This is a genomic window from Streptomyces lusitanus, assembly GCF_042647945.1.
GTDB lineage: Bacteria > Actinomycetota > Actinomycetes > Streptomycetales > Streptomycetaceae > Streptomyces > Streptomyces pseudogriseolus.
On sequence record NZ_JBHRWL010000002.1, the window covers coordinates 21,749 to 41,495 of the forward strand.

General features: G+C 72.1%; 19 protein-coding genes. 14 read left to right on the forward strand and 5 right to left on the reverse strand.

Annotated features, from left to right (window positions below):
* The first annotated feature begins 26 nt into the window (after positions 1 to 26).
* On the forward strand, positions 27 to 866 hold the full coding sequence (gene truA / locus ACFOSY_RS01570; protein ID WP_394304900.1) for a tRNA pseudouridine(38-40) synthase TruA: 840 nt from the start codon (positions 27 to 29) through the stop codon (positions 864 to 866).
* 34 nt (positions 867 to 900) lie between these two features.
* On the opposite strand, the gene ACFOSY_RS01575 is transcribed toward truA, so the two are convergent.
* Positions 901 to 1,785 (reverse strand): hypothetical protein, encoded by an 885-nt coding sequence (locus tag ACFOSY_RS01575; protein WP_394304901.1) that lies wholly within the window; start codon positions 1,783 to 1,785, stop codon positions 901 to 903.
* Positions 1,786 to 1,859: 74 nt separating this feature from the next.
* Here ACFOSY_RS01575 and ACFOSY_RS01580 point away from each other — a divergent pair, with 74 nt between their 5' ends.
* The 4 genes from ACFOSY_RS01580 to glmM all read left to right on the forward strand — a co-directional run bounded on the left by ACFOSY_RS01580 (position 1,860) and on the right by glmM (position 6,067).
* The gene (locus ACFOSY_RS01580) at positions 1,860 to 3,074 is read left to right on the forward strand and encodes a glycosyltransferase family 87 protein (RefSeq protein ID WP_394304902.1); all 1,215 of its coding nucleotides are present in this window, start codon (positions 1,860 to 1,862) and stop codon (positions 3,072 to 3,074) included.
* Positions 3,075 to 3,317: 243 nt separating this feature from the next.
* Complete coding sequence (rplM, locus tag ACFOSY_RS01585; protein WP_006130762.1) at positions 3,318 to 3,761, forward strand: 50S ribosomal protein L13; 444 nt, start codon at positions 3,318 to 3,320, stop codon at positions 3,759 to 3,761.
* 42 nt (positions 3,762 to 3,803) lie between these two features.
* Entirely contained in the window at positions 3,804 to 4,316 is a 513-nt protein-coding gene (gene rpsI / locus ACFOSY_RS01590) for a 30S ribosomal protein S9 (RefSeq protein WP_006130761.1), read from the forward strand.
* Between the two features lie 392 nt (positions 4,317 to 4,708).
* Entirely contained in the window at positions 4,709 to 6,067 is a 1,359-nt protein-coding gene (glmM, locus tag ACFOSY_RS01595) for a phosphoglucosamine mutase (protein ID WP_394304903.1), read from the forward strand.
* 239 nt (positions 6,068 to 6,306) lie between these two features.
* Here the strand turns inward: glmM and ACFOSY_RS01600 are convergent, their stop codons facing one another.
* Both ACFOSY_RS01600 and coaA read right to left on the reverse strand, forming a co-directional pair.
* A complete protein-coding gene (locus tag ACFOSY_RS01600; RefSeq protein ID WP_394304904.1) occupies positions 6,307 to 7,263 on the reverse strand; it encodes a DUF389 domain-containing protein in 957 nt (318 codons plus the stop codon).
* Positions 7,264 to 7,282: 19 nt separating this feature from the next.
* A complete protein-coding gene (gene coaA, locus ACFOSY_RS01605) occupies positions 7,283 to 8,251 on the reverse strand; it encodes a type I pantothenate kinase (RefSeq protein WP_394304905.1) in 969 nt (322 codons plus the stop codon).
* A gap of 168 nt (positions 8,252 to 8,419) precedes the next feature.
* On the opposite strand from coaA, the gene ACFOSY_RS01610 reads away from it, so the two are divergent.
* From ACFOSY_RS01610 to ACFOSY_RS01625, 4 genes are all read left to right on the forward strand, one after another.
* Positions 8,420 to 9,208: a hypothetical protein gene (locus ACFOSY_RS01610; protein ID WP_394304906.1), complete on the forward strand. Its 789-nt coding sequence runs from the start codon at positions 8,420 to 8,422 to the stop codon at positions 9,206 to 9,208.
* 102 nt (positions 9,209 to 9,310) lie between these two features.
* Complete coding sequence (gene glmS / locus ACFOSY_RS01615) at positions 9,311 to 11,158, forward strand: glutamine--fructose-6-phosphate transaminase (isomerizing) (protein WP_394304907.1); 1,848 nt, start codon at positions 9,311 to 9,313, stop codon at positions 11,156 to 11,158.
* 58 nt (positions 11,159 to 11,216) lie between these two features.
* Positions 11,217 to 11,588 carry a holo-ACP synthase gene (locus ACFOSY_RS01620; RefSeq protein ID WP_006130755.1) on the forward strand — a complete coding sequence of 124 codons (372 nt, stop codon included), beginning with the start codon at positions 11,217 to 11,219 and terminating at the stop codon, positions 11,586 to 11,588.
* 126 nt (positions 11,589 to 11,714) lie between these two features.
* Positions 11,715 to 12,551 (forward strand): RNA polymerase sigma factor SigF, encoded by an 837-nt coding sequence (locus ACFOSY_RS01625; RefSeq protein WP_167744995.1) that lies wholly within the window; start codon positions 11,715 to 11,717, stop codon positions 12,549 to 12,551.
* A 66-nt stretch (positions 12,552 to 12,617) separates the two neighbouring features.
* Here the strand turns inward: ACFOSY_RS01625 and ACFOSY_RS01630 are convergent, their stop codons facing one another.
* The gene (locus ACFOSY_RS01630) at positions 12,618 to 13,775 is read right to left on the reverse strand and encodes a hypothetical protein (RefSeq protein WP_394304908.1); all 1,158 of its coding nucleotides are present in this window, start codon (positions 13,773 to 13,775) and stop codon (positions 12,618 to 12,620) included.
* A gap of 167 nt (positions 13,776 to 13,942) precedes the next feature.
* Here ACFOSY_RS01630 and ACFOSY_RS01635 point away from each other — a divergent pair, with 167 nt between their 5' ends.
* The 5 genes from ACFOSY_RS01635 to ACFOSY_RS01655 all read left to right on the forward strand — a co-directional run bounded on the left by ACFOSY_RS01635 (position 13,943) and on the right by ACFOSY_RS01655 (position 19,161).
* Positions 13,943 to 15,442 (forward strand): NAD(P)H-hydrate dehydratase, encoded by a 1,500-nt coding sequence (locus tag ACFOSY_RS01635; RefSeq protein ID WP_394304909.1) that lies wholly within the window; start codon positions 13,943 to 13,945, stop codon positions 15,440 to 15,442.
* 550 nt (positions 15,443 to 15,992) lie between these two features.
* Positions 15,993 to 17,171: an alanine racemase gene (alr, locus tag ACFOSY_RS01640; protein ID WP_394304910.1), complete on the forward strand. Its 1,179-nt coding sequence runs from the start codon at positions 15,993 to 15,995 to the stop codon at positions 17,169 to 17,171.
* Positions 17,172 to 17,207: 36 nt separating this feature from the next.
* Positions 17,208 to 18,422: an alpha/beta fold hydrolase gene (locus tag ACFOSY_RS01645; RefSeq protein ID WP_394304911.1), complete on the forward strand. Its 1,215-nt coding sequence runs from the start codon at positions 17,208 to 17,210 to the stop codon at positions 18,420 to 18,422.
* Positions 18,391 to 18,894 (forward strand): tRNA (adenosine(37)-N6)-threonylcarbamoyltransferase complex ATPase subunit type 1 TsaE, encoded by a 504-nt coding sequence (gene tsaE / locus ACFOSY_RS01650; RefSeq protein WP_394304912.1) that lies wholly within the window; start codon positions 18,391 to 18,393, stop codon positions 18,892 to 18,894. The genes ACFOSY_RS01645 and tsaE overlap by 32 nt, the downstream gene beginning before the upstream one ends.
* Positions 18,895 to 19,008: 114 nt before the next feature.
* On the forward strand, positions 19,009 to 19,161 hold the full coding sequence (locus ACFOSY_RS01655) for a hypothetical protein (RefSeq protein WP_394304913.1): 153 nt from the start codon (positions 19,009 to 19,011) through the stop codon (positions 19,159 to 19,161).
* Position 19,162: 1 nt separating this feature from the next.
* On the opposite strand, the gene ACFOSY_RS01660 is transcribed toward ACFOSY_RS01655, so the two are convergent.
* Entirely contained in the window at positions 19,163 to 19,708 is a 546-nt protein-coding gene (locus ACFOSY_RS01660; RefSeq protein WP_394304914.1) for a hypothetical protein, read from the reverse strand.
* Positions 19,709 to 19,747: the final 39 nt, after the last annotated feature.

Consider the following 19,747-nt stretch of genomic DNA (forward strand, 5'->3'; position numbering starts at 1 on the left):
GCTTTCGTTGTACGAGGGAGATCTGGGTGAGTGGTGTGGTGCGGGTTCGGCTGGATCTTTCCTATGACGGGACCGAGTTCTCCGGGTGGGCCAAGCAGGCCGGGGGGCGGCGGACCGTGCAGGGGGAGATCGAGGACGCCCTGCGGACCGTGACGCGGTCCGCGACGACGTACGAGCTGACCGTGGCGGGGCGGACCGACGCCGGCGTGCACGCGCGCGGACAGGTCGCGCATGTCGATCTGCCGCGGGAGGTCTGGGCCGAGCACCGGCCGAAGCTGCTGAAGCGGCTCGCCGGGCGGCTGCCGAAGGACGTGCGGGTGTGGGCGTTGCGGGAGGCCCCGGCGGGCTTCGACGCGCGTTTCTCCGCGATCTGGCGGCGCTACGCCTACCGCGTCACCGACAACCCCGGCGGCGTCGACCCGCTGCTGCGCAACCACGTGCTGTGGCACGACTGGCCGCTGGACGTGGACGCCATGAACGAGGCGGCGCGGGGGCTGCTGGGCGAGCACGACTTCGCCGCCTACTGCAAGAAGCGGGAGGGCGCGACCACCATCCGGACGTTGCAGGAGCTGAGTCTCGTGCGCGGCGAGGACGGGATCGTCACCGCCACCGTGCGGGCCGACGCCTTCTGTCACAACATGGTGCGCTCGCTGATCGGCGCGCTGCTGTTCGTGGGCGACGGGCACCGCACGCCGGACTGGCCCGCGAAGGTCCTGGCGGCGGGCGTACGGGACTCGGCGGTCCATGTCGTACGCCCGCACGGCCTGACCCTGGAGGAGGTCGGCTACCCGGCCGACGAACTCCTCGCGGCCCGCAGCGCCGAGGCGCGCAACAAGCGGACGCTGCCGTCGGCCGGCTGCTGCTGACGCGCCCGGCCTGATCCGAACGAAAGGCCCTGGGTCAGCCGACCGCCGCCGCCGACGCCTGGGCCTCGCCCCTGCGGCGGATCTGACGGTACGTGAACTCCTGGAGGTCGTCGCCGGTCTTGAAGACGGCCTTGTCCTTCTCCGTCACGTCCTTGCCGCTGGTGAAGCCGGTCAGCGTGAAGTAGGCGTAGCGGCCGTAGGCGTTGGTGGTGGAGCGGCAGACCGCGCCGACGCAGAAGTCCTTCACCCCGCCGCCCGACAGCGACTTCACGATGCTCTTCGCGTCCGCCTGCTGCTTGGCCTTCGTCGCCTGCGCCTCGGTCGCGAAGACCGCCACGCCGACCGTCACCGCCACGCCGTCCCGGCTGTAGGTGACGCGGATCAGCCGCGTGCAGTCGTTGCCGGTGAGGACCTTGGGGAGCGTGGCCTTCGCCGCGGACGCGCAGTTCTTGGTGTCGGCGGTCGGGCCCTTCTTGTAGACCGTGTCGCCCATGGTCAGCTGCGTGCCCGGGAACAGGATGTCGGGGCTCAGCGGCGCCTTGTCCTTCTGGGCGCTGGCGACGAAGTCCTTCGGGTCCAGCGGGGGCGGCGCGCTCGTCGGCTCGAACGACGGCACCGTGCCGGTCTGGCTCGGCAGGTCGGAGACGCCGGGCAGCTGCGACTCGGCGCCCGGGGAGGCCTGGTTGGAGCCGCCCGCGGACACGACGGCGACCGCCACGGCGGTGCCTATCGCCACGGCGGCGAGTGCGCCGCCGCCTATGAACAGCAGCCGGCGCCGCTTGGCGCGCGCCTCGGACGCGTCGGCGAGCGCGGCCCAGTCGGGTGACCCGCCGGCGCTGCCGCCGCTCCACGGCTGCTGCTGGGAATTCGGTTTCCAGGGATCCCACTGCTGTGAGGACCCCCCCTGCCCAAAGCTCATGGGGCGCATCTTAGACGGGGCAAGGGGTGTGCTGGTCCGCCTCAACGGGCGCGCGAGGCCCTAGCGTTGCGCCCATGGCGACGGGCAAAAGCGACATCTCCGGGTGGTTGGTGCGTCCCGCGGGCCTCGGCTGGTGGGCCGGACTCGTGGCGGTCATGGCCGCTCTGACGACCCATACGGTGCTGGTGACCTCGGACGGAGGCATGGACAACGGCATCGTCGTGGACGCGGCGCGCACCTGGCTGGACGGCGGATCGCCGTACGACGACGCGCACTTCCTCTATTTCCCGAGCGCGGTCGTCGCGGCCGCCCCGCAGGCGCTGCTGCCGCGGTCCGTGCTGGACGTCCTGGTGCCGGTGGCGGTCGTCCTCGCGCTCATGGGGGGCTGGGTGTGCGCGCTGCTGACGCACCGGGTGCCGCTGCACAGCAGGCTCGCCGTGCTCGGGCTGATCGGGCTCGCGGCCGGGTTCGCGCCGTTCGCCCAGCTGGTGCGGCTGGGCAACTGGACGGTGACGGCCGTGCTGGCGCTGCCGCTGTGCCTGCTGCTGGCGAGCCGGGGGCGGTGGGTCGCGGCGGGCGCGGTGATCGGGGTGGCGGTGGCGCTGAAGCCGCTGCTCGCGCCGATGGCGCTGCTGTTCCTCTTCGCCCGCCGGTGGGGGGCGCTCGCCCTGGTGGTGCTGGTGCCGGCGGTCTCGTCGGTCGTGGCCGCGTTCTTCCTGCCGGACCCCACCGGGTTCCTCACCCGGACGCTCCCCTTTCTGTTCACCGCCGACGACGCCTTCCTGCGCCTGTACGAGGCGGGTCCCGCGGCGGTGCTGCCCCGGCTCGGCGTGCCGCAGGCTCTGGCCCAGGCGCTGGCCGTGGCCGCCGCGGCGGTCGGGGTGGGGTGCGCGTACCGGCGGTGGCGGGGTCCTGGACCCGAGCCGCTGCGGCTGGCGGAGACCTCCGCCGGGCTGATGCTGTCCGCGTTCCTGGTGTCGCGGCCCTCCTACAACCACTACCTGCTGGTCGTGCTGCCGCTGCTGCTCGCCGGACTGCCGTACGCGGGGTCGGTGACCCGGCGGCCGGGGTTCTGGCTGGCGCTGGTGCCGCAGCTGCCGGGGGTGACCTGGCCGTGGCTGGAGTCGGGGAAGCGGCGGGCGTTCCGGGACGCCGCCTCGCTGTGCCTGCTGGCGGGGTCGGTGGCGTACCACGCCGTGCGGGGCGCCCGGGGCGCGGGGGACGGGGAAGGGGCTGGTCGGGCGGCGGACGGGTGGCGTGCGGCCACGGGGGGTGCCGTGCGGTCGTAAAATGGGGTGCGCCCACGGGCGGCGGGCTCGTTTTGACCCGTCCGGCCGAGCGCGTATATCCTGCATGTTCGTTGTGTGTAGTGGCTTACTCATTCTCACGTGAGGGGCCCTTACACCGGTCCACCGGGCCGATGACCAGCGACCAGCACGCGGTTTGCGTCACCGCTGTGCGGTCAGGGCTGTCGTGATCGTCTTCGGTGACCTTGTCAGGACCATTCACTGAAGAAGCGAAGGCTACGAACCGTGCGTACGTACAGCCCCAAGCCCGGCGATGTGACGCGCCAGTGGCACGTCATCGACGCTCAGGACGTCGTCCTGGGCCGTCTGGCCTCCACTGCCGCCTCCATCCTGCGCGGCAAGCACAAGCCCATCTACGCCCCTCACGTCGACACCGGTGACTTCGTCATCATCATCAACGCCGACAAGGTGCACCTCTCCGGCAACAAGCGGACCCAGAAGATGGCGTACCGCCACTCGGGCTACCCGGGCGGTCTGCGTTCCGTCCGCTACGACGAGCTGCTTGCCAAGAACCCCGAGAAGGCCATCGAGAAGGCCGTCAAGGGCATGCTCCCCAAGAACACCCTGGGCCGTCAGATGCTCTCGAAGCTGAAGGTCTACTCGGGCGACCAGCACCCGCACGGCGCCCAGCAGCCGGTGCCGTTCGAGATCACCCAGGTCGCGCAGTAAGTCCGGCCACCCCCTAAGACCGAAAAGAATCTGAGGAGCATCGTGGCCGAGACCACTGCCGAGCAGCCGCTCGAAGAGCTTGACATCGACAGCTACACCACCGAGTCCGAGGCGCCCGTCGAGGGCGAGTACACCTCGGAGTCCATGGCGTCCCGCTTCGGCGAGCCCCAGCCGGCCGCCGGCCTGGGCCGTCGCAAGAACGCCATCGCCCGCGTCCGGATCGTCCCGGGCACCGGCAAGTGGAAGATCAACGGTCGCACCCTCGAGGACTACTTCCCGAACAAGGTGCACCAGCAGGAAGTGAACGAGCCCTTCAAGGTGCTCGAGCTCGAGGGCCGCTACGACGTCATCGCCCGCATCGCGGGTGGCGGTGTCTCCGGTCAGGCCGGTGCGCTCCGTCTCGGTGTCGCCCGCGCGCTGAACGAGGCGGACGTCGACAACAACCGCGGTCCGCTGAAGAAGGCCGGCTTCCTGCGCCGCGACGACCGTGCGGTCGAGCGGAAGAAGGCCGGTCTGAAGAAGGCCCGCAAGGCTCCGCAGTACAGCAAGCGCTAATCGCAGGGCGCTCGCGCGTACATCGCAGGCGCTCGCGCGTACTCCGAACGCCCCGGCGGCACGCCAACGTGCTGCCGGGGCGTTCGTTTATTCACTGGCGTGGGCGTATAACGGCACAAGGCGCTCAAACGCTAATGTGATCGGATGGTCGGGCGGTGACGCCGTGGTGTACGGCCGGTGGCGTTCCCGTTGCGGGAGGCGCCGGGTGCCGGACCGGGGACCGGGTGCTGGACGCCGGGAGCCGCGGTTGGTTCGCGACCGTCGAAATATCAAGAGCTCAGCTTTGTCAGTGGCACAGCCGTCGGCCGTACGGGCCGGTCCAACGCCTCGGCGGGACCTAGGTGGCGGGGCCCTGGAGGGCTGTCGGTACTGACGCATCCTCAGGAGGACAAGTGGGACGACTCTTCGGCACGGACGGCGTGCGCGGTGTCGCCAACGCGGATCTCACGGCGGAGATGGCCCTCGGCCTGTCCGTCGCCGCAGCGCACGTACTGGCCGAGGCGGGCACGTTCGAAGGGCACCGGCCCACCGCCGTCGTCGGGCGTGACCCGCGCGCGTCCGGGGAGTTCCTGGAGGCCGCCGTGGTCGCCGGGCTCGCCAGCGCGGGCGTGGATGTCCTGCGGGTCGGCGTGCTGCCGACGCCGGCCGTCGCCCACCTCACGGGGGCGCTCGGCGCCGACCTCGGCGTGATGCTCTCCGCCAGCCACAACGCCATGCCCGACAACGGCATCAAGTTCTTCGCCCGCGGGGGGCACAAGCTCGCCGACGAGCTGGAGGACCGGATCGAGGCGGTCTACGAGGAGCACCGGACCGGTGCGCCGTGGGACCGGCCCACCGGGGCCGGCGTCGGGCGCGTGCGGGACTACGAGGAGGGGCTCGACACGTATGTCGCCCACCTCGTGGGCGTGCTGCCGAACCGGCTCGACGGGCTGAAGATCGTGCTGGACGAGGCGCACGGGGCGGCGTCGCAGGTGTCGCCGGAAGCGTTCCGGCGGGCCGGGGCCGAGGTCGTGACCATCGGGGCCGAGCCGGACGGGCTGAACATCAACGACGGGTGCGGGTCGACGCACCTCGCGCTGCTGAAGGCCGCTGTCGTCGAGCACGGGGCCGCGCTGGGGATCGCGCACGACGGGGACGCCGACCGGTGTCTCGCCGTCGACCACACCGGGGAGGAGGTCGACGGGGACCAGATCCTCGCGGTGCTGGCGCTGGCCATGCGGGAGCGGGGGGCGCTGCGGTCCGACGCGGTCGTCGCGACGGTGATGTCGAACCTCGGGTTCAAGCTCGCCATGGAGCGGGAGGGGATCCGGCTCGTCCAGACGGCGGTGGGGGACCGGTACGTGCTGGAGGAGATGAAGCAGCACGGGTTCGCCTTGGGCGGCGAGCAGTCCGGGCACGTGATCGTTCTCGACCACGCGACGACGGGGGACGGGACGCTGACGGGGTTGCTGCTGGCGGCGCGGGTTGCCGAGAGTGGGCGGACGCTGCGGGAGCTGGCTTCCGTGATGGAGCGGCTGCCGCAGGTGCTGATCAATGTCCCTGATGTGGACAAGTCCCGGGTGAAGACGTCGGCGGAGCTGGCCACGGCGGTGGGTGAGGCCGAGCGGGAGCTCGGGGAGACCGGGCGGGTGCTGTTGCGTCCCTCCGGGACGGAGCCGCTGGTGCGGGTCATGGTCGAGGCGGCCGACATCGATCAGGCTCGGTCGGTGGCGGGGCGGCTCGCGGATGCGGTGAAGTCGGCGTTGGGCTGAGGTGCGGGTGCCTGCGGCGCAGGGTTCCCTCCGGTGGGGGTGCGGTCGGATGCCTGCGGCGCAGGGTTGCGCATCGGTGGGGGTCGCCGTAGCGCCTACCGGGGGTGCGTGGTGCGGGGCCGCGGTGGGGGTGGTCGTCCTCGGTCCGGCGCGATCGAGTCGCCTGACAAGGGAGGGCGCGGACGCGCCGGCCGCTGCGGGCGACCACCCCCACCCCGTCCCCTCCCCGCTGTACGCGGCTACACCGACGTGGTGCCGCGCCGGCGTCGTAGGCGCGCGTGCTGCTTGCGCCACAGGTGCTTCTGGGTCAGCAGGGTCAGCGTTCCCGCCAGGGTGATGCCCAGGAGGTTGAGCAGGAGTTGCTCGGTCGATCCCCAGGTCTGGGTTGTGTCGCCGTAGCTCAGGGCTACGGCTGCGTTTGCTGCGGCGGGGACTGTCGTTACGGAGATGGCGACTCCTACGAGCGCTCCTGACTTCGCGGACGTGAGGGAGAGGGTGCCTGCTGCGCCGGCCAACACCGCCACGACGAACGAGAACCAGTCGGGGGCGTAGACGAAGCCGGTCTGGGGGCGTTCGCCTTCGAGTTGTCGCTGGGTGAACAGGCCTACCGCGTCCATGAAGAGGCTGAAGAGCACGGTGAGCACTATCGCCGCGGCGAAGCCCACCAGGAGGGCGTTCAGCGAGCGGAGTGCCAGGCGTGGTTTGCGTTGGACCGCTGCTGTGGAGATGCCGGCCAAGGGGCCGAACTCCGGGCCTACCGCCATCGCCCCCACGATCAGGATCGCGTTGTCCAGCACCACGCCGCATGCCGCGATCATGGTGGCCAGGGTGAGGAACGCCAGGTAGGTGACCGAGAGGGTCGACTCCTCGTGGGTCGCTTCGGTGAGCTGCTCCCAGAGCACCGCGTCCGCGCCTTCGCCGGGTGCTTCCTTCTCGGCCCGGTCCGCGCGGTCCGAGAGGGACAGGTCGACGTTCTCCACGGCGATGGAGCCGGTCGTGTCCAGGTTGAGGTTCTTCAGGCCGCTCAGGAGGTCGTCGGCGGACTCGCGGGCCACGTCGCAGAGGATGACGTCCCCGGCGGGGTCGCGGGCGGCGCCCGTCAGCACGCACAGGTGGGCCGTTCCGACCGTCTTCTCGATCAGTCGGACCGCGTCCTCGGTTTGTCCGGGCGGTGTGATCAGGCGCAGGTGCAGCATGGCGGAAGGTTAGCCATGATCAGAGTTTGCGGAGGCTCAGCCGCTGGACCTTGTGGTCCGGGCCCTTGCGGAGGATCAGGGTCGCCCGGCCGCGGGTGGGGGCGATGTTCTCGACGAGGTTCGGCTTGTTGATGGTCCGCCACATCGTGCGGGCGTAGTCCAGCGCCTCCTCCTCGGAGACCTGCGTGTACGTGCGGAAGTACGAGGACGGGTCCTGGAACGCCGTCCGGCGCAGCTTGCGGAAGCGGTTCAGGTACCACTGCTCGATGTCCTCGGTGCGGGCATCGACGTACACGCTGAAGTCGAAGTAGTCGGCGAGGCCGACGCGGGTGCGGCCGTCCTTGCCGGGAAGGGCCGGCTGGAGGACGTTCAGGCCCTCGACGATCAGGATGTCCGGCCGCCGCACCGTGAGTTTCTCGTCCGGGACGATGTCGTAGATCAGGTGGGAGTAGACCGGGGCGGAGACTTCTGCCTTGCCGGCTTTGATGTCCGCGACGAAGCGGGTCAGCGCGCGCCGGTCGTAGGACTCGGGGAAACCTTTCCGCGACATCAGGCCGCGTGCCTGGAGTTCCTTCGTGGGCAGGAGGAAGCCGTCCGTCGTGACGAGTTCCACGCGGGGGTGCTCGGGCCAGCGGGAGAGCAGGGCTTGGAGCAGCCGGGCCACGGTGGACTTGCCGACGGCGACGGAGCCGGCGACCCCTATGACGAAGGGCGTGCCCGACTGGGAGCCCTTCTCGCCGAGGAACGTGTTGAGCGCGCCCCGCAGGCCGTCGGTGGCGCCGACGTAGAGGTTGAGGAGGCGGGAGAGCGGCAGGTAGATGTCTCGTACCTCGTCGAGGTCGATGACGTCGCCCAGGCCGCGCAGCTGTTCGACCTCCGCCGCCGACAGGGGCAGCGGAGTCTTGTCGCGCAGCGCGCTCCACTCGGCGCGGGTGAGGTCCATGTAGGGAGTCGCCTCCGGCCGCTGCCGGTGGGCGCTCCGGGGCATCGGGGAGACCGGAGAGATCACAGTCCATTGTTAACGGAGTTTGAACGGGGTGGCGGGTGGGCTGTGTCACGCCGGGATGCGGGACCCGGTGATCAACTGTGAAGTGGCTGTGTTTACAGTGCGCGCACATGATGCGGACCCTCCGCACCTTCGAGAAAGAGTTCCACCGTGAGAACCAGCTCCGTCCGTCGTACCGCGCTCGCCGCCTCCGCCGCCACGCTGGCCCTGCTCGTCACCGCCTGCGGCGGCTCCGGCGACGACCAGGACAAGGGCGACGAGGGCAAGGGCAAGCCCGCCTCCACCACCTCCGCCGCCGCCCCGGCGAAGGCGCTCACCGCCGCCGAGCTGGAGAAGGCCGCCCTCGCGCAGTCGGACGTCAAGAGCGGCAAGGTCGCCACCAAGCTCCCCGCGGCGGACGACATCGCCGACGAGAAGGTGGAGACGGAGGACGCCGCCTGTCTGCCGCTGGCGCACGCCCAGGCCGGCGTGGCGCAGGGCGAGCCGGCCGCGTCCGTGAAGCGGTCCTGGACCGGTGAGCCGGTGAAGCCGTCCGCGGACACCAAGCCCGAGGACGCCCTGGTGGCCGCGCTGGATCTGGAGAAGATGCTCATCAATCTCGCCTCGTACGAGGGTGACGGCGCCGAGCAGGCCGTGAAGGGGCTCGTCGCCGCGGCCGAGAAGTGCGCGGGCGGGTTCAAGGCCACCGTCGTCGGTGAGCCGATGAACGTCGAGAAGGTCGCCACGACCGACGCGCCCGAGGGTGGCGACGAGGGCGCCGCCGTCACGCTGACCGTCGCCGCCGACGAGGGCGTCAAGGCGCCCGCCAAGATCGTCGTCGTGCGCAAGGGCGCCACCGTGGTCACCTTCAGCGCGGTGAACCTCGCGTCCATGGCCACCGGCAAGGACTTCGAGGTGCCGGCCGACGTCGTCGCCGCCCAGGTCGGCAAGCTCGGCTGACGCGGAATCTGTCCCACCGGTGCCTCGCGCACCGGTGGGAATTTCCGATTTCGGGCACGCGGAGTCCGTTTTCGGCGGCTGACGGACCGTAGGCTGCCCGGCATGTGCGGAATCGTGGGTTACGTGGGGCCGCAGTCGGCGCTTGACGTCGTGACGGCCGGACTGAAGCGACTGGAGTACCGGGGCTACGACTCGGCGGGCGTCGCCGTGCAGGCCGACGGCGGACTGGCCACGGCGAAGAGGGCCGGGAAGCTGGTCAACCTGGAGAAGGAGCTGAGCGAACGGCCCCTGCCCGCCGGGTCGACCGGCATCGGGCACACCCGGTGGGCCACGCACGGCGGTCCGACCGACGCCAACGCCCACCCGCACCTGGACAACGCGGGCCGGGTCGCCGTCGTCCACAACGGCATCATCGAGAACTTCGCCGCCCTGCGCGAGGAGTTGACCGAGCGCGGGCACGAACTGGCCTCCGAGACCGACACCGAGGTCGTCGCCCATCTGCTCGCCGAGGAGTACTCCGCCTGCGCCGACCTCGCCGAGGCCATGCGCCTGGTGTGCCGGCGGCTGGAGGGCGCCTTCACGCTCGTCGCCGTGCACGCCGACGAGCCCGACGTGGTCGTCGGCGCGCGCCGCAACTCACCGCTGGTGGTGGGCGTCGGTGAGGGCGAGTCGTTCCTCGCCTCCGACGTCGCCGCCTTCATCACGCACACCCGTGAGGCCATCGAGCTGGGGCAGGACCAGGTGGTCGAGCTGCGCCGGGACACGGTGACGGTGACGGACTTCGACGGGGCGCCGGCCGACGTCCGCGAGTACCACGTCGACTGGGACGCCTCCGCCGCCGAGAAGGGCGGCTACGACTACTTCATGCTCAAGGAGATCGCCGAGCAGCCCAAGGCGGTCGCCGACACGCTGCTCGGGCGGATCGACGGGGCGGGCTCGCTGACGCTGGACGAGGTGCGCATCCCGGCGAACGTGCTGCGCGAGGTCGACAAGGTGGTCATCGTCGCCTGCGGCACGGCCTTCCACGCCGGGCTCATCGCCAAGTACGCCATCGAGCACTGGACGCGCGTGCCGTGCGAGGTGGAGCTGGCGAGCGAGTTCCGCTACCGCGATCCGATCCTCGACCAGCAGACCCTCGTCGTCGCCGTCTCCCAGTCCGGCGAGACCATGGACACGCTGATGGCGCTGCGGCACGCGCGGGAGCAGGGCGCCAAGGTGCTGGCCATCTGCAACACGAACGGTTCGACGATTCCGCGCGAGTCGGACGCCGTCCTCTACACGCACGCCGGCCCCGAGGTCGCCGTCGCGTCCACCAAGGCCTTCCTGACGCAGCTGGTCGCCTGCTATCTGGTCGCCCTCTATCTCGGGCAGGTGCGCGGCACCAAGTACGCCGACGAGATCCGCGCCGTGGTCCGCGACCTCGCCTCGATCTCCGGGGCCGTCGAACGGGTCCTGGAGACCATGGAGCCGGTACGGGAGCTCGCCCGCTCGCTGGCCGGGAAGAACACCGTGCTCTTCCTGGGGCGGCACGTCGGCTACCCGGTCGCCCTGGAGGGCGCGCTGAAGCTGAAGGAGCTCGCCTACATGCACGCGGAGGGCTTCGCGGCGGGCGAGCTGAAGCACGGGCCGATCGCGCTGATCGAGGACGACCTGCCGGTGGTCGTCGTCGTGCCGTCGCCGCGCGGGCGGTCCGTGCTGCACGACAAGATCGTGTCCAACATCCAGGAGATCCGGGCACGGGGCGCCCGGACCATCGTGGTCGCGGAGGAGGGGGACGACGCGGTCGTCCCGTACGCCGATCATCTGATCCGCGTTCCCGTCACGCCGACGCTGCTCCAGCCTCTGGTGGCGACCGTGCCGTTGCAGGTGTTCGCCTGCGAGCTGGCCACCGCCCGCGGCAACGAGGTCGACCAGCCGCGCAACCTCGCCAAGTCGGTGACCGTGGAGTGAGGTGGGGGATGAGGCGTGGGTAGCGGGGTGGCCGGGGACGTCGATCTAAGGTGCCCGCATGAGCATCATCGGAGTCGGGATCGACGTCGCCGAGATCGAGCGGTTCGCCGCGTCGCTGGAACGCACGCCCGGGCTGGCGCGGCGGCTCTTCGTGGAGAGCGAGCTGCTGCTGCCCAGCGGGGAGCGGCGCGGCATCGCCTCCCTGGCGGCGCGGTTCGCCGCCAAGGAGGCCCTGGCCAAGGCGCTCGGTGCGCCCGCGGGGCTGTACTGGACCGACGCCGAGGTGTGGTGCGAGGACAGCGGGCAGCCGCGGCTGCGGGTCAAGGGGACCGTCGCCGCCCGGGCGGAGGAGCTGGGCGTGCGCTCCTGGCACGTGTCGCTGAGCCACGACGCGGGGGTCGCCTCGGCGGTCGTGATCGCGGAGGGGTGAGCCTTCGCGCTCCGCGGAAAAGTTTTTTTGAGGCACGTGCGTGTAACCCAGAAGTGGGGGTACAGGCAGGGAGCCGGTATCGGAGCGGGGGCACGAATGAGGGAGGGCTTCACTGTGACGTCGACAATGGCACGGACGGACCAGGCGCAGAGCGTGACCGAGCTGCCGGAGGTCGCGAATCCCGGCCAGGTCGCGCCGCAGGACGCGCGTGAACTGTCCAGGCAGTTCTTCCGTCGGCTGACGGAGCTGGAGGAAGGTACCCACGAGTACCAGTACGCGCGCAACACGCTGATCGAGATGAACATGTCCCTTGTCCGCTACGCGGCCGGCCGGTTCCGCAGCCGCGGCCCGGAGGAGATGGAGGACATCGTCCAGGTCGGCATGATCGGTCTGATCAAGGCCATCGACCGGTTCGAGCTCTCCCGCGAGGTCGAGTTCACCTCCTTCGCGATCCCCTACATCGTCGGCGAGATCAAGCGTTTCTTCCGTGACACCTCGTGGTCCGTGCACGTGCCGCGCCGGCTCCAGGAGGCCCGGGTGCAGCTCGCCCGCGCCACCGAGGAACTGCGCAGCCGGCTGGGCCGTACGCCCACCACCGCCGAGCTGGCGACCCTGATGAGCCTCACCGAGGCCGAGGTCAACGAGGCCCGGCTGGCCGCCAACGGCTACAACTCCGCGTCGCTGGACGCCGCGATCGGCAGCGAGCCGGACGGGGAGTCCGTGCTCGCCGACTTCATCGGCGCCGAGGACGCGGCGCTGGGTCTGGTCGAGGACTTCCACGCCCTCGCCCCGATGATCGCCGAGCTGGACGAGCGGGAGCGGAAGATCGTCCACTGGCGGTTCGTGGAGGAGCTGACGCAGGCGGAGATCGGGGAGCGGCTGGGGTGCTCGCAGATGCATGTGTCGCGACTGCTGTCGCGGACTCTCAAGCGGCTGCGGGCCGGGATGCTGTGCACCAACTGACGGGCTGAGGCTCGCTTTGCGGGGTGCGGTGCCTTTGGGTGCCGCACCCCGCTGTGTTGTGTGCGGCTAGCAGATCGACTGTGTGCTGTTCACCAGGCGGTTGTTGCGGAACGTCGTGTTCTCGCCGCAGGGGCTTTCGCGGAGGGACGAGTTCGTCACCGTGAGGTTCTGGATGGTGATGTCCCTGTTGTTCGGGAACTCCGAGCGGGCCGCCAGGCGGATCTCGCCGCCGCCGGTGACCGTGCCGCTCTGCGCCGCGAGGTTCACGTTGGAGCAGTTCTCGATCAGGATCGCGTTGTTGCCGGTGTCGGAGAGCGTGATCCTGTCGATCGTCGCTCCTCCGCTCTCCGAGACGCAGAACACGCCGCGTCCGCCGCCGCGCGCGATCACCTCGCCGACGCGGATGTTCGTGGGGTAGCCGCTGCCGATCCGGCCGTTGCGGTTGGCCATGCGGAACGCGGCGTAGCCGGTGCCGGCGCCGGCGTTCTCCGCGTCCACCTTCGTGACCGTGGCGTTGATCGTCTGGTTGAGCAGCAGGCCCGACTCGCCGACGTTGCGGGCGGTCACCGTGCCGACGGTCAGGCCGTCCACGCCGTACGTCTCCACCGCGTGGCTGGACGCGCCGGAGACGTGGACGTTGTCGATGCGCACGTTGCGCGTCCACTGGCTGGTGTCGCCGCGGTTGTCGATGCGGACGCCGAGGCCGGAGGAGAGGCGCATGTCGATCTGGCCCAGGACCACGTTCTGCACGTTGCGCAGGAAGATGCCGTAGAGCGGGGCGCCGGTGACGTTGAGGTGCTGGACCTCGATGTCGCGCGTGCCCCGTGAGTAGACCGGCGCCTGGTCGCCCGAGCCGGTGCCGGTGACGTCGATCGTGCCGCAGACGTCGAGGACCGTGTAGCTGGGGAGGGAGATGCGGGAGCCGGCGGAGACGGTGCCGGAGCCGCGGACCACGACGCGTTCCTTGCTGGTGCGGTTCGCCGTGAGGGCGCCGATCGCCGCCTGGACGGCCGCGCGCATGTCGGTGCCTGTGTAGACCGTGCTGCTGCCTCGGCGCGCGGTCCAGGTGGAGCCGGAGCGGACGGCTTCGGCGTGGTAGGTGCCCTCGCCGCAGGCCGCGGCTGTCACTGCGCGGGCGGGGGTGGGGGTGGTGGTGGTGAGGGTGGCCGTTGCCGTGAGGAGGGCCGTTGCTGCTGCGGTGAGTAACGCGGCTCTGCGTCGCATGGGGGGTCCTTCAGGGAGTCCTTCGGGGGGCCTTGTCGGGTTGTCGAACCCGTTCGAGTGAATCGATTCATTCGGTGGGGGCGCGGAGTGTGGCAAGGGTGGTGGGCCGAGTCAAGAGGTCCGGGAGGGGCAGGCAGGGAACGGCACTTGGGGGGAAACTCAGGGGTATGCGGACTGCTTACAGCGTGGAGACGGTCAGGGCGGCGGAGCGGGAACTGATGGCGCGGTTGCCGGAGGGGGCGCTGATGCAGCGCGCCGCCGCCGGGCTCGCCGCGGCCTGCGCGGATGTGCTGGGGCGGGTGTACGGCAGCAGGGTGGTGCTGCTGGTGGGGAGCGGGGACAACGGGGGTGACGCCCTGTACGCCGGGGCGCGGCTGGCTCGGCGGGGGGCCGGGGTGCGGGCCGTCCTGTTGGCGCCGGGGCGGGTTCATGCGGGCGGGCTGGCCGCGTTGCGGCGGGCGGGGGGTTCCGTGGTCGAGGCGGGGGCGTCGGGCGTACGGCTTGTCGAGCAGGCCGATCTCGTCGTGGACGGGATCGTGGGGATCGGAGGGAAGGGCGGGCTGCGGGAGGAAGCGGTGCCGTTGGCGGAGGCGGCCCGGCGGGGGCGGGGGGCCGTCGTCGCCGTCGATCTGCCGAGCGGGGTCGACGCGGACACGGGGGAGGTGCGGGGGGCCGCCGTGCGGGCGGACGTCACGGTCACCTTCGGGGCGTACAAGCCGGGTTTGTTGATCGATCCGGCCCGGGAGTACGCGGGGGTGGTGCGGTTCGTCGACATCGGGCTGGAGTTGGGGCCGGCGGGTGGGGCTGGGGCTGGGGCTGGGGCTGGGGTAAGGGCTGGGGCGGGGGCGGCTCAGGTGGAGGCGCTTCAGCATGCGGATGTGGCGCGGTTGTTGCCGGTGCCGGCTGCGGAGAGTGACAAGTACCGGCGGGGGGTCGTGGGGATCGCGGCCGGGTCCGCGCGGTATCCGGGGGCCGCGGTGCTGGCGGTGGCCGGTGCCTTGCGGGGCGGGGCGGGGGCCGTGCGGTACGTGGGGCCGGCGGGCGGTGCGGTGCTGGCCCGGCATCCCGAGACGCTGGTGTCGGAGCGGGGGCCGGCGCGGGCGGGGCGGGTGCAGGCGTGGGTCGTCGGGCCGGGGGCGGGGGACGACGCGGCGACCGTGGGGGAGGTGCTGGCGGCGGACGTGCCGGTGCTGATCGATGCGGACGGGTTGCGGTTGGCGGAGGTCGGTGCGGTGCGGGGGAGGGGGGCTCGGGGGGTGCCGACGCTGATGACTCCGCATGCGGGGGAGGCGGCGGCGTTGCTGGAGGTCGAGCGGGAGGTGGTGGAGGCGGGGCGGCTGGCGGCTGCGCGGGAGCTGGCGGGGCGGTACGGGGCGGGGGTGCTGTTGAAGGGGTCCACGACCGTGGTGGCGGAGGCGGGGGGTGGGGGTGCGGTGCGGGTGAACCCGACGGGGACGCCGTGGCTGGCCACGGCGGGGAGCGGAGATGTGCTGTCGGGGCTCGGGGGGTCGTTGCTGGCGGCGGGGTTGTCGGCGGTGGACGCGGGGAGTGTGGCGGCGTATCTGCACGGGCTGGCGGGGCGGTTCGCGGCGGAGGGGGCGCCGGTGAGTGCGGAGGATGTCGCGGGGCGGATTCCGGAGGCTTGGCGGAGCGTGGTGCGGGGCTGAGGTGCGGGTGCCTGCGGCGCAGGGTTGCGGTGCGGTGGGGGTGCGCGTAGCGCCTACGGGGGGTGGGTGGTGCGGGGCCGCGGCGGGGGTGGACGTCCTCGGTCTGGCGCGATTGACCTTGTTCGTACGGGAAGGGCGCGGACGCGCCAGCCGCTGCGGGCGCCCACCCCCACCCCGACCCCTCCCCGCCGCGGGCGACAACACCGACACCGGTGGCGGGGCGGCGGCAGGCTGCCGCCCAGCGCGGGCATTCGTGCCGCCTAGGGCGGCACGGGTGGGCGCGGCGGCACCTCGTTGGCGCCGAGGTGCGCCGACACCCCCGGCCAGCACCCGCGCGCGGTACCTACTGGGCACCGGCGGTGCAACCCACCCGCCCCGCACCCACGCCGGGTGCACAAGAAGCGCCGTGCGTGCAGCCACCCCGAGGGTGACCTGCACAAACGGTGCTTCGAGACAGACCCCTCCCCATCCGGCCCCCGGAGGGAAACCGCACGGAGTGCAAACGCCCCGTGCGGAAGAGACGTGCACGCGCTCTGAGAGACTGTCCGGGATGAAAGAGACAGCTGACCCGCACGGCGCCCAGCTCCGAGCCCGCGCTGTGATCGATCTGGCCGCCGTGCGGGCCAACGTCCGCACGCTGCGTGAGCGCGCCCCCCGCGCCGCCCTGATGGCCGTCGTCAAGGCCGACGGATACGGGCACGGCGCGGCCCCCTGCGCCCGTGCGGCCGTGGCGGCCGGTGCGACCTGGCTGGGCACCGCCACTCCGCAGGAGGCGCTGGCCCTGCGGGCGCCGGGGTCCGGGGTGCCGGACGGCGTCCGGGTCATGTGCTGGCTGTGGACGCCCGGCGGGCCCTGGCGTGAGGCGATCGAAGCCGACGTCGACGTCTCGGTGAGCGGGCTGTGGGCGCTGGACGAGGTCACCTCGGCCGCCCGGCTGGCCGGCCGCCCCGCGCGGGTGCAGCTCAAGGCGGACACCGGGCTCGGGCGCGGCGGCTGCCAGCCCGGGGACTGGGCCGAGCTGGTCGCGGGCGCGCGGCGCGCCGAGGCCGAGGGGCTGCTGAAGGTCACCGGGCTGTGGTCGCACTTCGCCTGCGCCGACGAGCCCGGGCATCCCTCGATCGCCGCTCAGCTGGTCACGTTCCGGGAGATGGTGGCGTACGCCGAGGCGCGGGGCGTGGAGCCCGAGGTGCGGCACATCGCCAACTCGCCCGCGACCCTGACGCTGGAGGAGAGCCACTTCGACCTCGTGCGGCCCGGCATCGCGATGTACGGCGTCTCGCCCAGCCCCGCGATCGGCACGCCGACGGAGCTGGGGCTGCGGCCCGCGATGACCCTGACGGCGTCGCTGGCGCTGGTGAAGAACGTGCCGGGCGGGCACGGGGTCAGTTACGGCCACCACTACGTGACCCCCGGGGCCACCACCCTCGGGCTGGTGCCGCTCGGGTACGCCGACGGCATCCCGCGGCACGCCTCGTCCGCGGGGCCCGTCATGGTCGAGGGGAAGTGGCGGACCGTCGCGGGGCGGGTCGCGATGGACCAGTTCGTGGTGGATCTGGGGGGTGACGAGCCCGGTCCGGGAGCTGAGGCGGTCCTGTTCGGGCCCGGTGACCGGGGTGAGCCCACCGCGGAGGACTGGGCGCAGGCGTCCGGGACCATCGCGTACGAGATCGTCACCCGGATCGGCAGCCGCGTCCCGCGCGTGTATGTGAACGGGGAACAGAGCGGGTAAGCGCCCTGCGTGGGGTCCGGGGAAGAGGAGCGGTACGTGAGCGAGAGCAGTGCGCAGGCCGTGACGGCCGCGTCCGCCGGGGGATGGCGCCGGGCGACCGGTGTCGCGGGCCTCGCGATAGGCGTGCTGGCCACCGGGGCCGCCGCCGGCGTGGCCATAGAGCGGATGACCGTCGGGCGCGGCATGCGCCGCAAGGCCCGGATGGTGCTGGACTCGGCGGGGCCGTACGGGTCCCTGCGGGGGACGCCCGGCAGGGCGTACGCCGACGACGGGACCGAGCTGTACTACGAGGTCGACGAGGTCGAGGCCGAGGCGGAGAGCGGCAGGCGGCGGCGGTTGTTCGGGCGCCGGGCGCCCGCGCCGGTGACCGTGGTGTTCAGTCACGGGTACTGCCTCAACCAGGACTCCTGGCACTTCCAGCGGGCCGCGCTGCGGGGTGTGGTGCGGACCGTGCACTGGGACCAGCGCAGTCACGGGCGTTCGGCGCGGGGCGCCGCGCAGATGGAGCGCGCCGAGCCGGTGACCATCGAGCAGCTCGGGCGGGATCTGAAGGCCGTCATCGACGCGGCCGCTCCCGAGGGGCCGCTGGTGTTGGTCGGGCATTCCATGGGCGGGATGACCGTGATGGCGCTCGCCGACCAGTTCCCCGAGCTGATCCGGGAGCGGTGTGCCGGGGTCGCTCTGGTGGGGACGTCGTCGGGGCGGCTGGGCGAGGTCAACTTCGGGCTGCCGGTGGCCGGGGTCAACGCCGTGCGGCGGGTACTGCCCGGGGTGCTGAAGGCGCTGGGGCAGCGGGCCGAGCTGGTGGAGAAGGGGCGGCGGGCGACTGCCGATCTGTTCGCCGGGGTCATCAAGCGGTACTCGTTCGCCTCGCGGGACGTCGATCCCGCCGTCGCCCGGTTCGCGGAGCGGATGATCGAGTCCACGCCCATCGACGTGGTGGCCGAGTACTACCCGGCCTTCGACAGTCATGACAAGGCCGAGGCGCTGGCTCACTTCGCGGACCTGCCGGTGCTGGTGCTCGCCGGCGTGGGCGATCTCGTCACCCCCAGCGAGCACAGCGAGGCCATCGCCGATCTGCTGCCCGGGGCCGAGCTGGTGCTCGTGCCGGACGCCGGGCACCTGGTGATGCTGGAGCATCCCGAGCAGGTGACCGACCGGCTCGCCGACCTGCTCGTCCGCGCGGGGGCGGTGCCCGCAGGGGCTACCGTGGGTGGCTATGGAAGCAGCAGCACCGCACAGCACCGCTGAACTGACCGTCACCTCCCCCGAGCAGATGCGCGACCTCGGCCGGCGGCTCGCCAAGCTGCTGCGCGCGGGTGACCTCGTGCTGCTCTCCGGTGAGCTGGGGGCCGGCAAGACGACCCTGACGCGCGGGCTCGGCGAAGGGCTCGGGGTGCGGGGCGCGGTGACCTCGCCGACGTTCGTCATCGCCCGGGTGCACCCCTCGCTGGGGGACGGTCCGCCGCTGGTGCACGTCGACGCCTACCGGCTGTCCGGCGGGCTCGACGAGATGGAGGACCTGGACCTCGACGTCTCGCTGCCCGAGTCGGTGGTCGTCGTGGAGTGGGGCGAGGGCAAGGTCGAGGAGCTGACCGAGGACCGGCTGCATGTGGTGATCCACCGGGCGGTCGGCGACACGACCGACGAGGTGCGGCACGTGACCGTGCGGGGGATGGGCGCCCGCTGGGACGGGGCCGAGCTGGGGTCGCTGTCCGCCTGAGCGTTCCGACAGGGTGTCGGCACAGTGTTGCGTCCGCGGCGTCCGGCGTGGTCACATGGAGTCCAGCTCGTGGTTAGGTATGCCTAACCAGCTCCCAGCGTTCAGGAGGCGACCATGCCGGCCGTCCCGAGCAGTGAGTCCACGCCGCGACCCGTGCCCATGCGCGACCTGCTCGCCGCCTGCGCGGCCGCGGCCGCCGTCTCCACCCCGCCGCCCGCTCCCGAGCCGCCGACGGAGGAGACGGCGGTACGGCGAGAGGCCGCCTAGGTCACGGCACCACGACGACCGTGCGGCCGATCGTCGCGAACTTCCACATCGCCGTGCCGTCCGCCCGTGTCTCCCGGATGCCGCCCGTGCGCTCCTGCGGGTCCAGGACGGGCGCCGAGCCGTCGACCGCCGCGCTGAACCCGATCACCGTGCCGTCCACGCTCGCGAAGCGCACCACGTGTTCGACCGGGACGCCGTCCGAGCCGGTGACCTTCCCCGAGCGGGACGTCACCCGGTAGGAGCCGGGGGCCGGGTCCACCGTGCTGGGGCTGACGCCGAACGTGCGGCGCACCGTGTTGTTCTCGTTCACCAGCCACACCCGGTCCCGGCGCAGCGAGTACACGACCCGCTGCCCCAGCCCCGAGCGCGGGGGCAGCGCGGCCGGGTGGGTGCCGCGGGGCGCCTTCGCCGCGGGGGCCGGGGTGCCCGACGTCCGCCGGCCCAGGTCGGGCGGGACCGTCTCCGCCGCCCGGTGGCCGAGGTAGCCGACCGTCGCGAGGGCCGCCGCGGTCAGCCCCGCCACGATCGTCGAGCTGGTCCCCGCCATCGCCGTCACCTCTGTCCTGATGTGTGCGGATGTGACGCG

Coding starts and splice junctions, on each gene's coding strand:
- ACFOSY_RS01575 (WP_394304901.1), bottom strand. CDS start 1,785: ATGAGCTTTGGGCAGGGGGGGTCCTCACAGCAGTGGGATCCCTGGAAA.
- ACFOSY_RS01580 (WP_394304902.1), top strand. CDS start 1,860: ATGGCGACGGGCAAAAGCGACATCTCCGGGTGGTTGGTGCGTCCCGCG.
- ACFOSY_RS01600 (WP_394304904.1), bottom strand. CDS start 7,263: ATGCTGCACCTGCGCCTGATCACACCGCCCGGACAAACCGAGGACGCG.
- coaA (WP_394304905.1), bottom strand. CDS start 8,251: ATGCCCCGGAGCGCCCACCGGCAGCGGCCGGAGGCGACTCCCTACATG.
- glmS (WP_394304907.1), top strand. CDS start 9,311: ATGTGCGGAATCGTGGGTTACGTGGGGCCGCAGTCGGCGCTTGACGTC.
- ACFOSY_RS01620 (WP_006130755.1), top strand. CDS start 11,217: ATGAGCATCATCGGAGTCGGGATCGACGTCGCCGAGATCGAGCGGTTC.
- ACFOSY_RS01625 (WP_167744995.1), top strand. CDS start 11,715: ATGGCACGGACGGACCAGGCGCAGAGCGTGACCGAGCTGCCGGAGGTC.
- ACFOSY_RS01630 (WP_394304908.1), bottom strand. CDS start 13,775: ATGCGACGCAGAGCCGCGTTACTCACCGCAGCAGCAACGGCCCTCCTC.
- ACFOSY_RS01635 (WP_394304909.1), top strand. CDS start 13,943: ATGCGGACTGCTTACAGCGTGGAGACGGTCAGGGCGGCGGAGCGGGAA.
- alr (WP_394304910.1), top strand. CDS start 15,993: ATGAAAGAGACAGCTGACCCGCACGGCGCCCAGCTCCGAGCCCGCGCT.
- tsaE (WP_394304912.1), top strand. CDS start 18,391: ATGGAAGCAGCAGCACCGCACAGCACCGCTGAACTGACCGTCACCTCC.
- ACFOSY_RS01655 (WP_394304913.1), top strand. CDS start 19,009: ATGCCGGCCGTCCCGAGCAGTGAGTCCACGCCGCGACCCGTGCCCATG.
- ACFOSY_RS01660 (WP_394304914.1), bottom strand. CDS start 19,708: ATGGCGGGGACCAGCTCGACGATCGTGGCGGGGCTGACCGCGGCGGCC.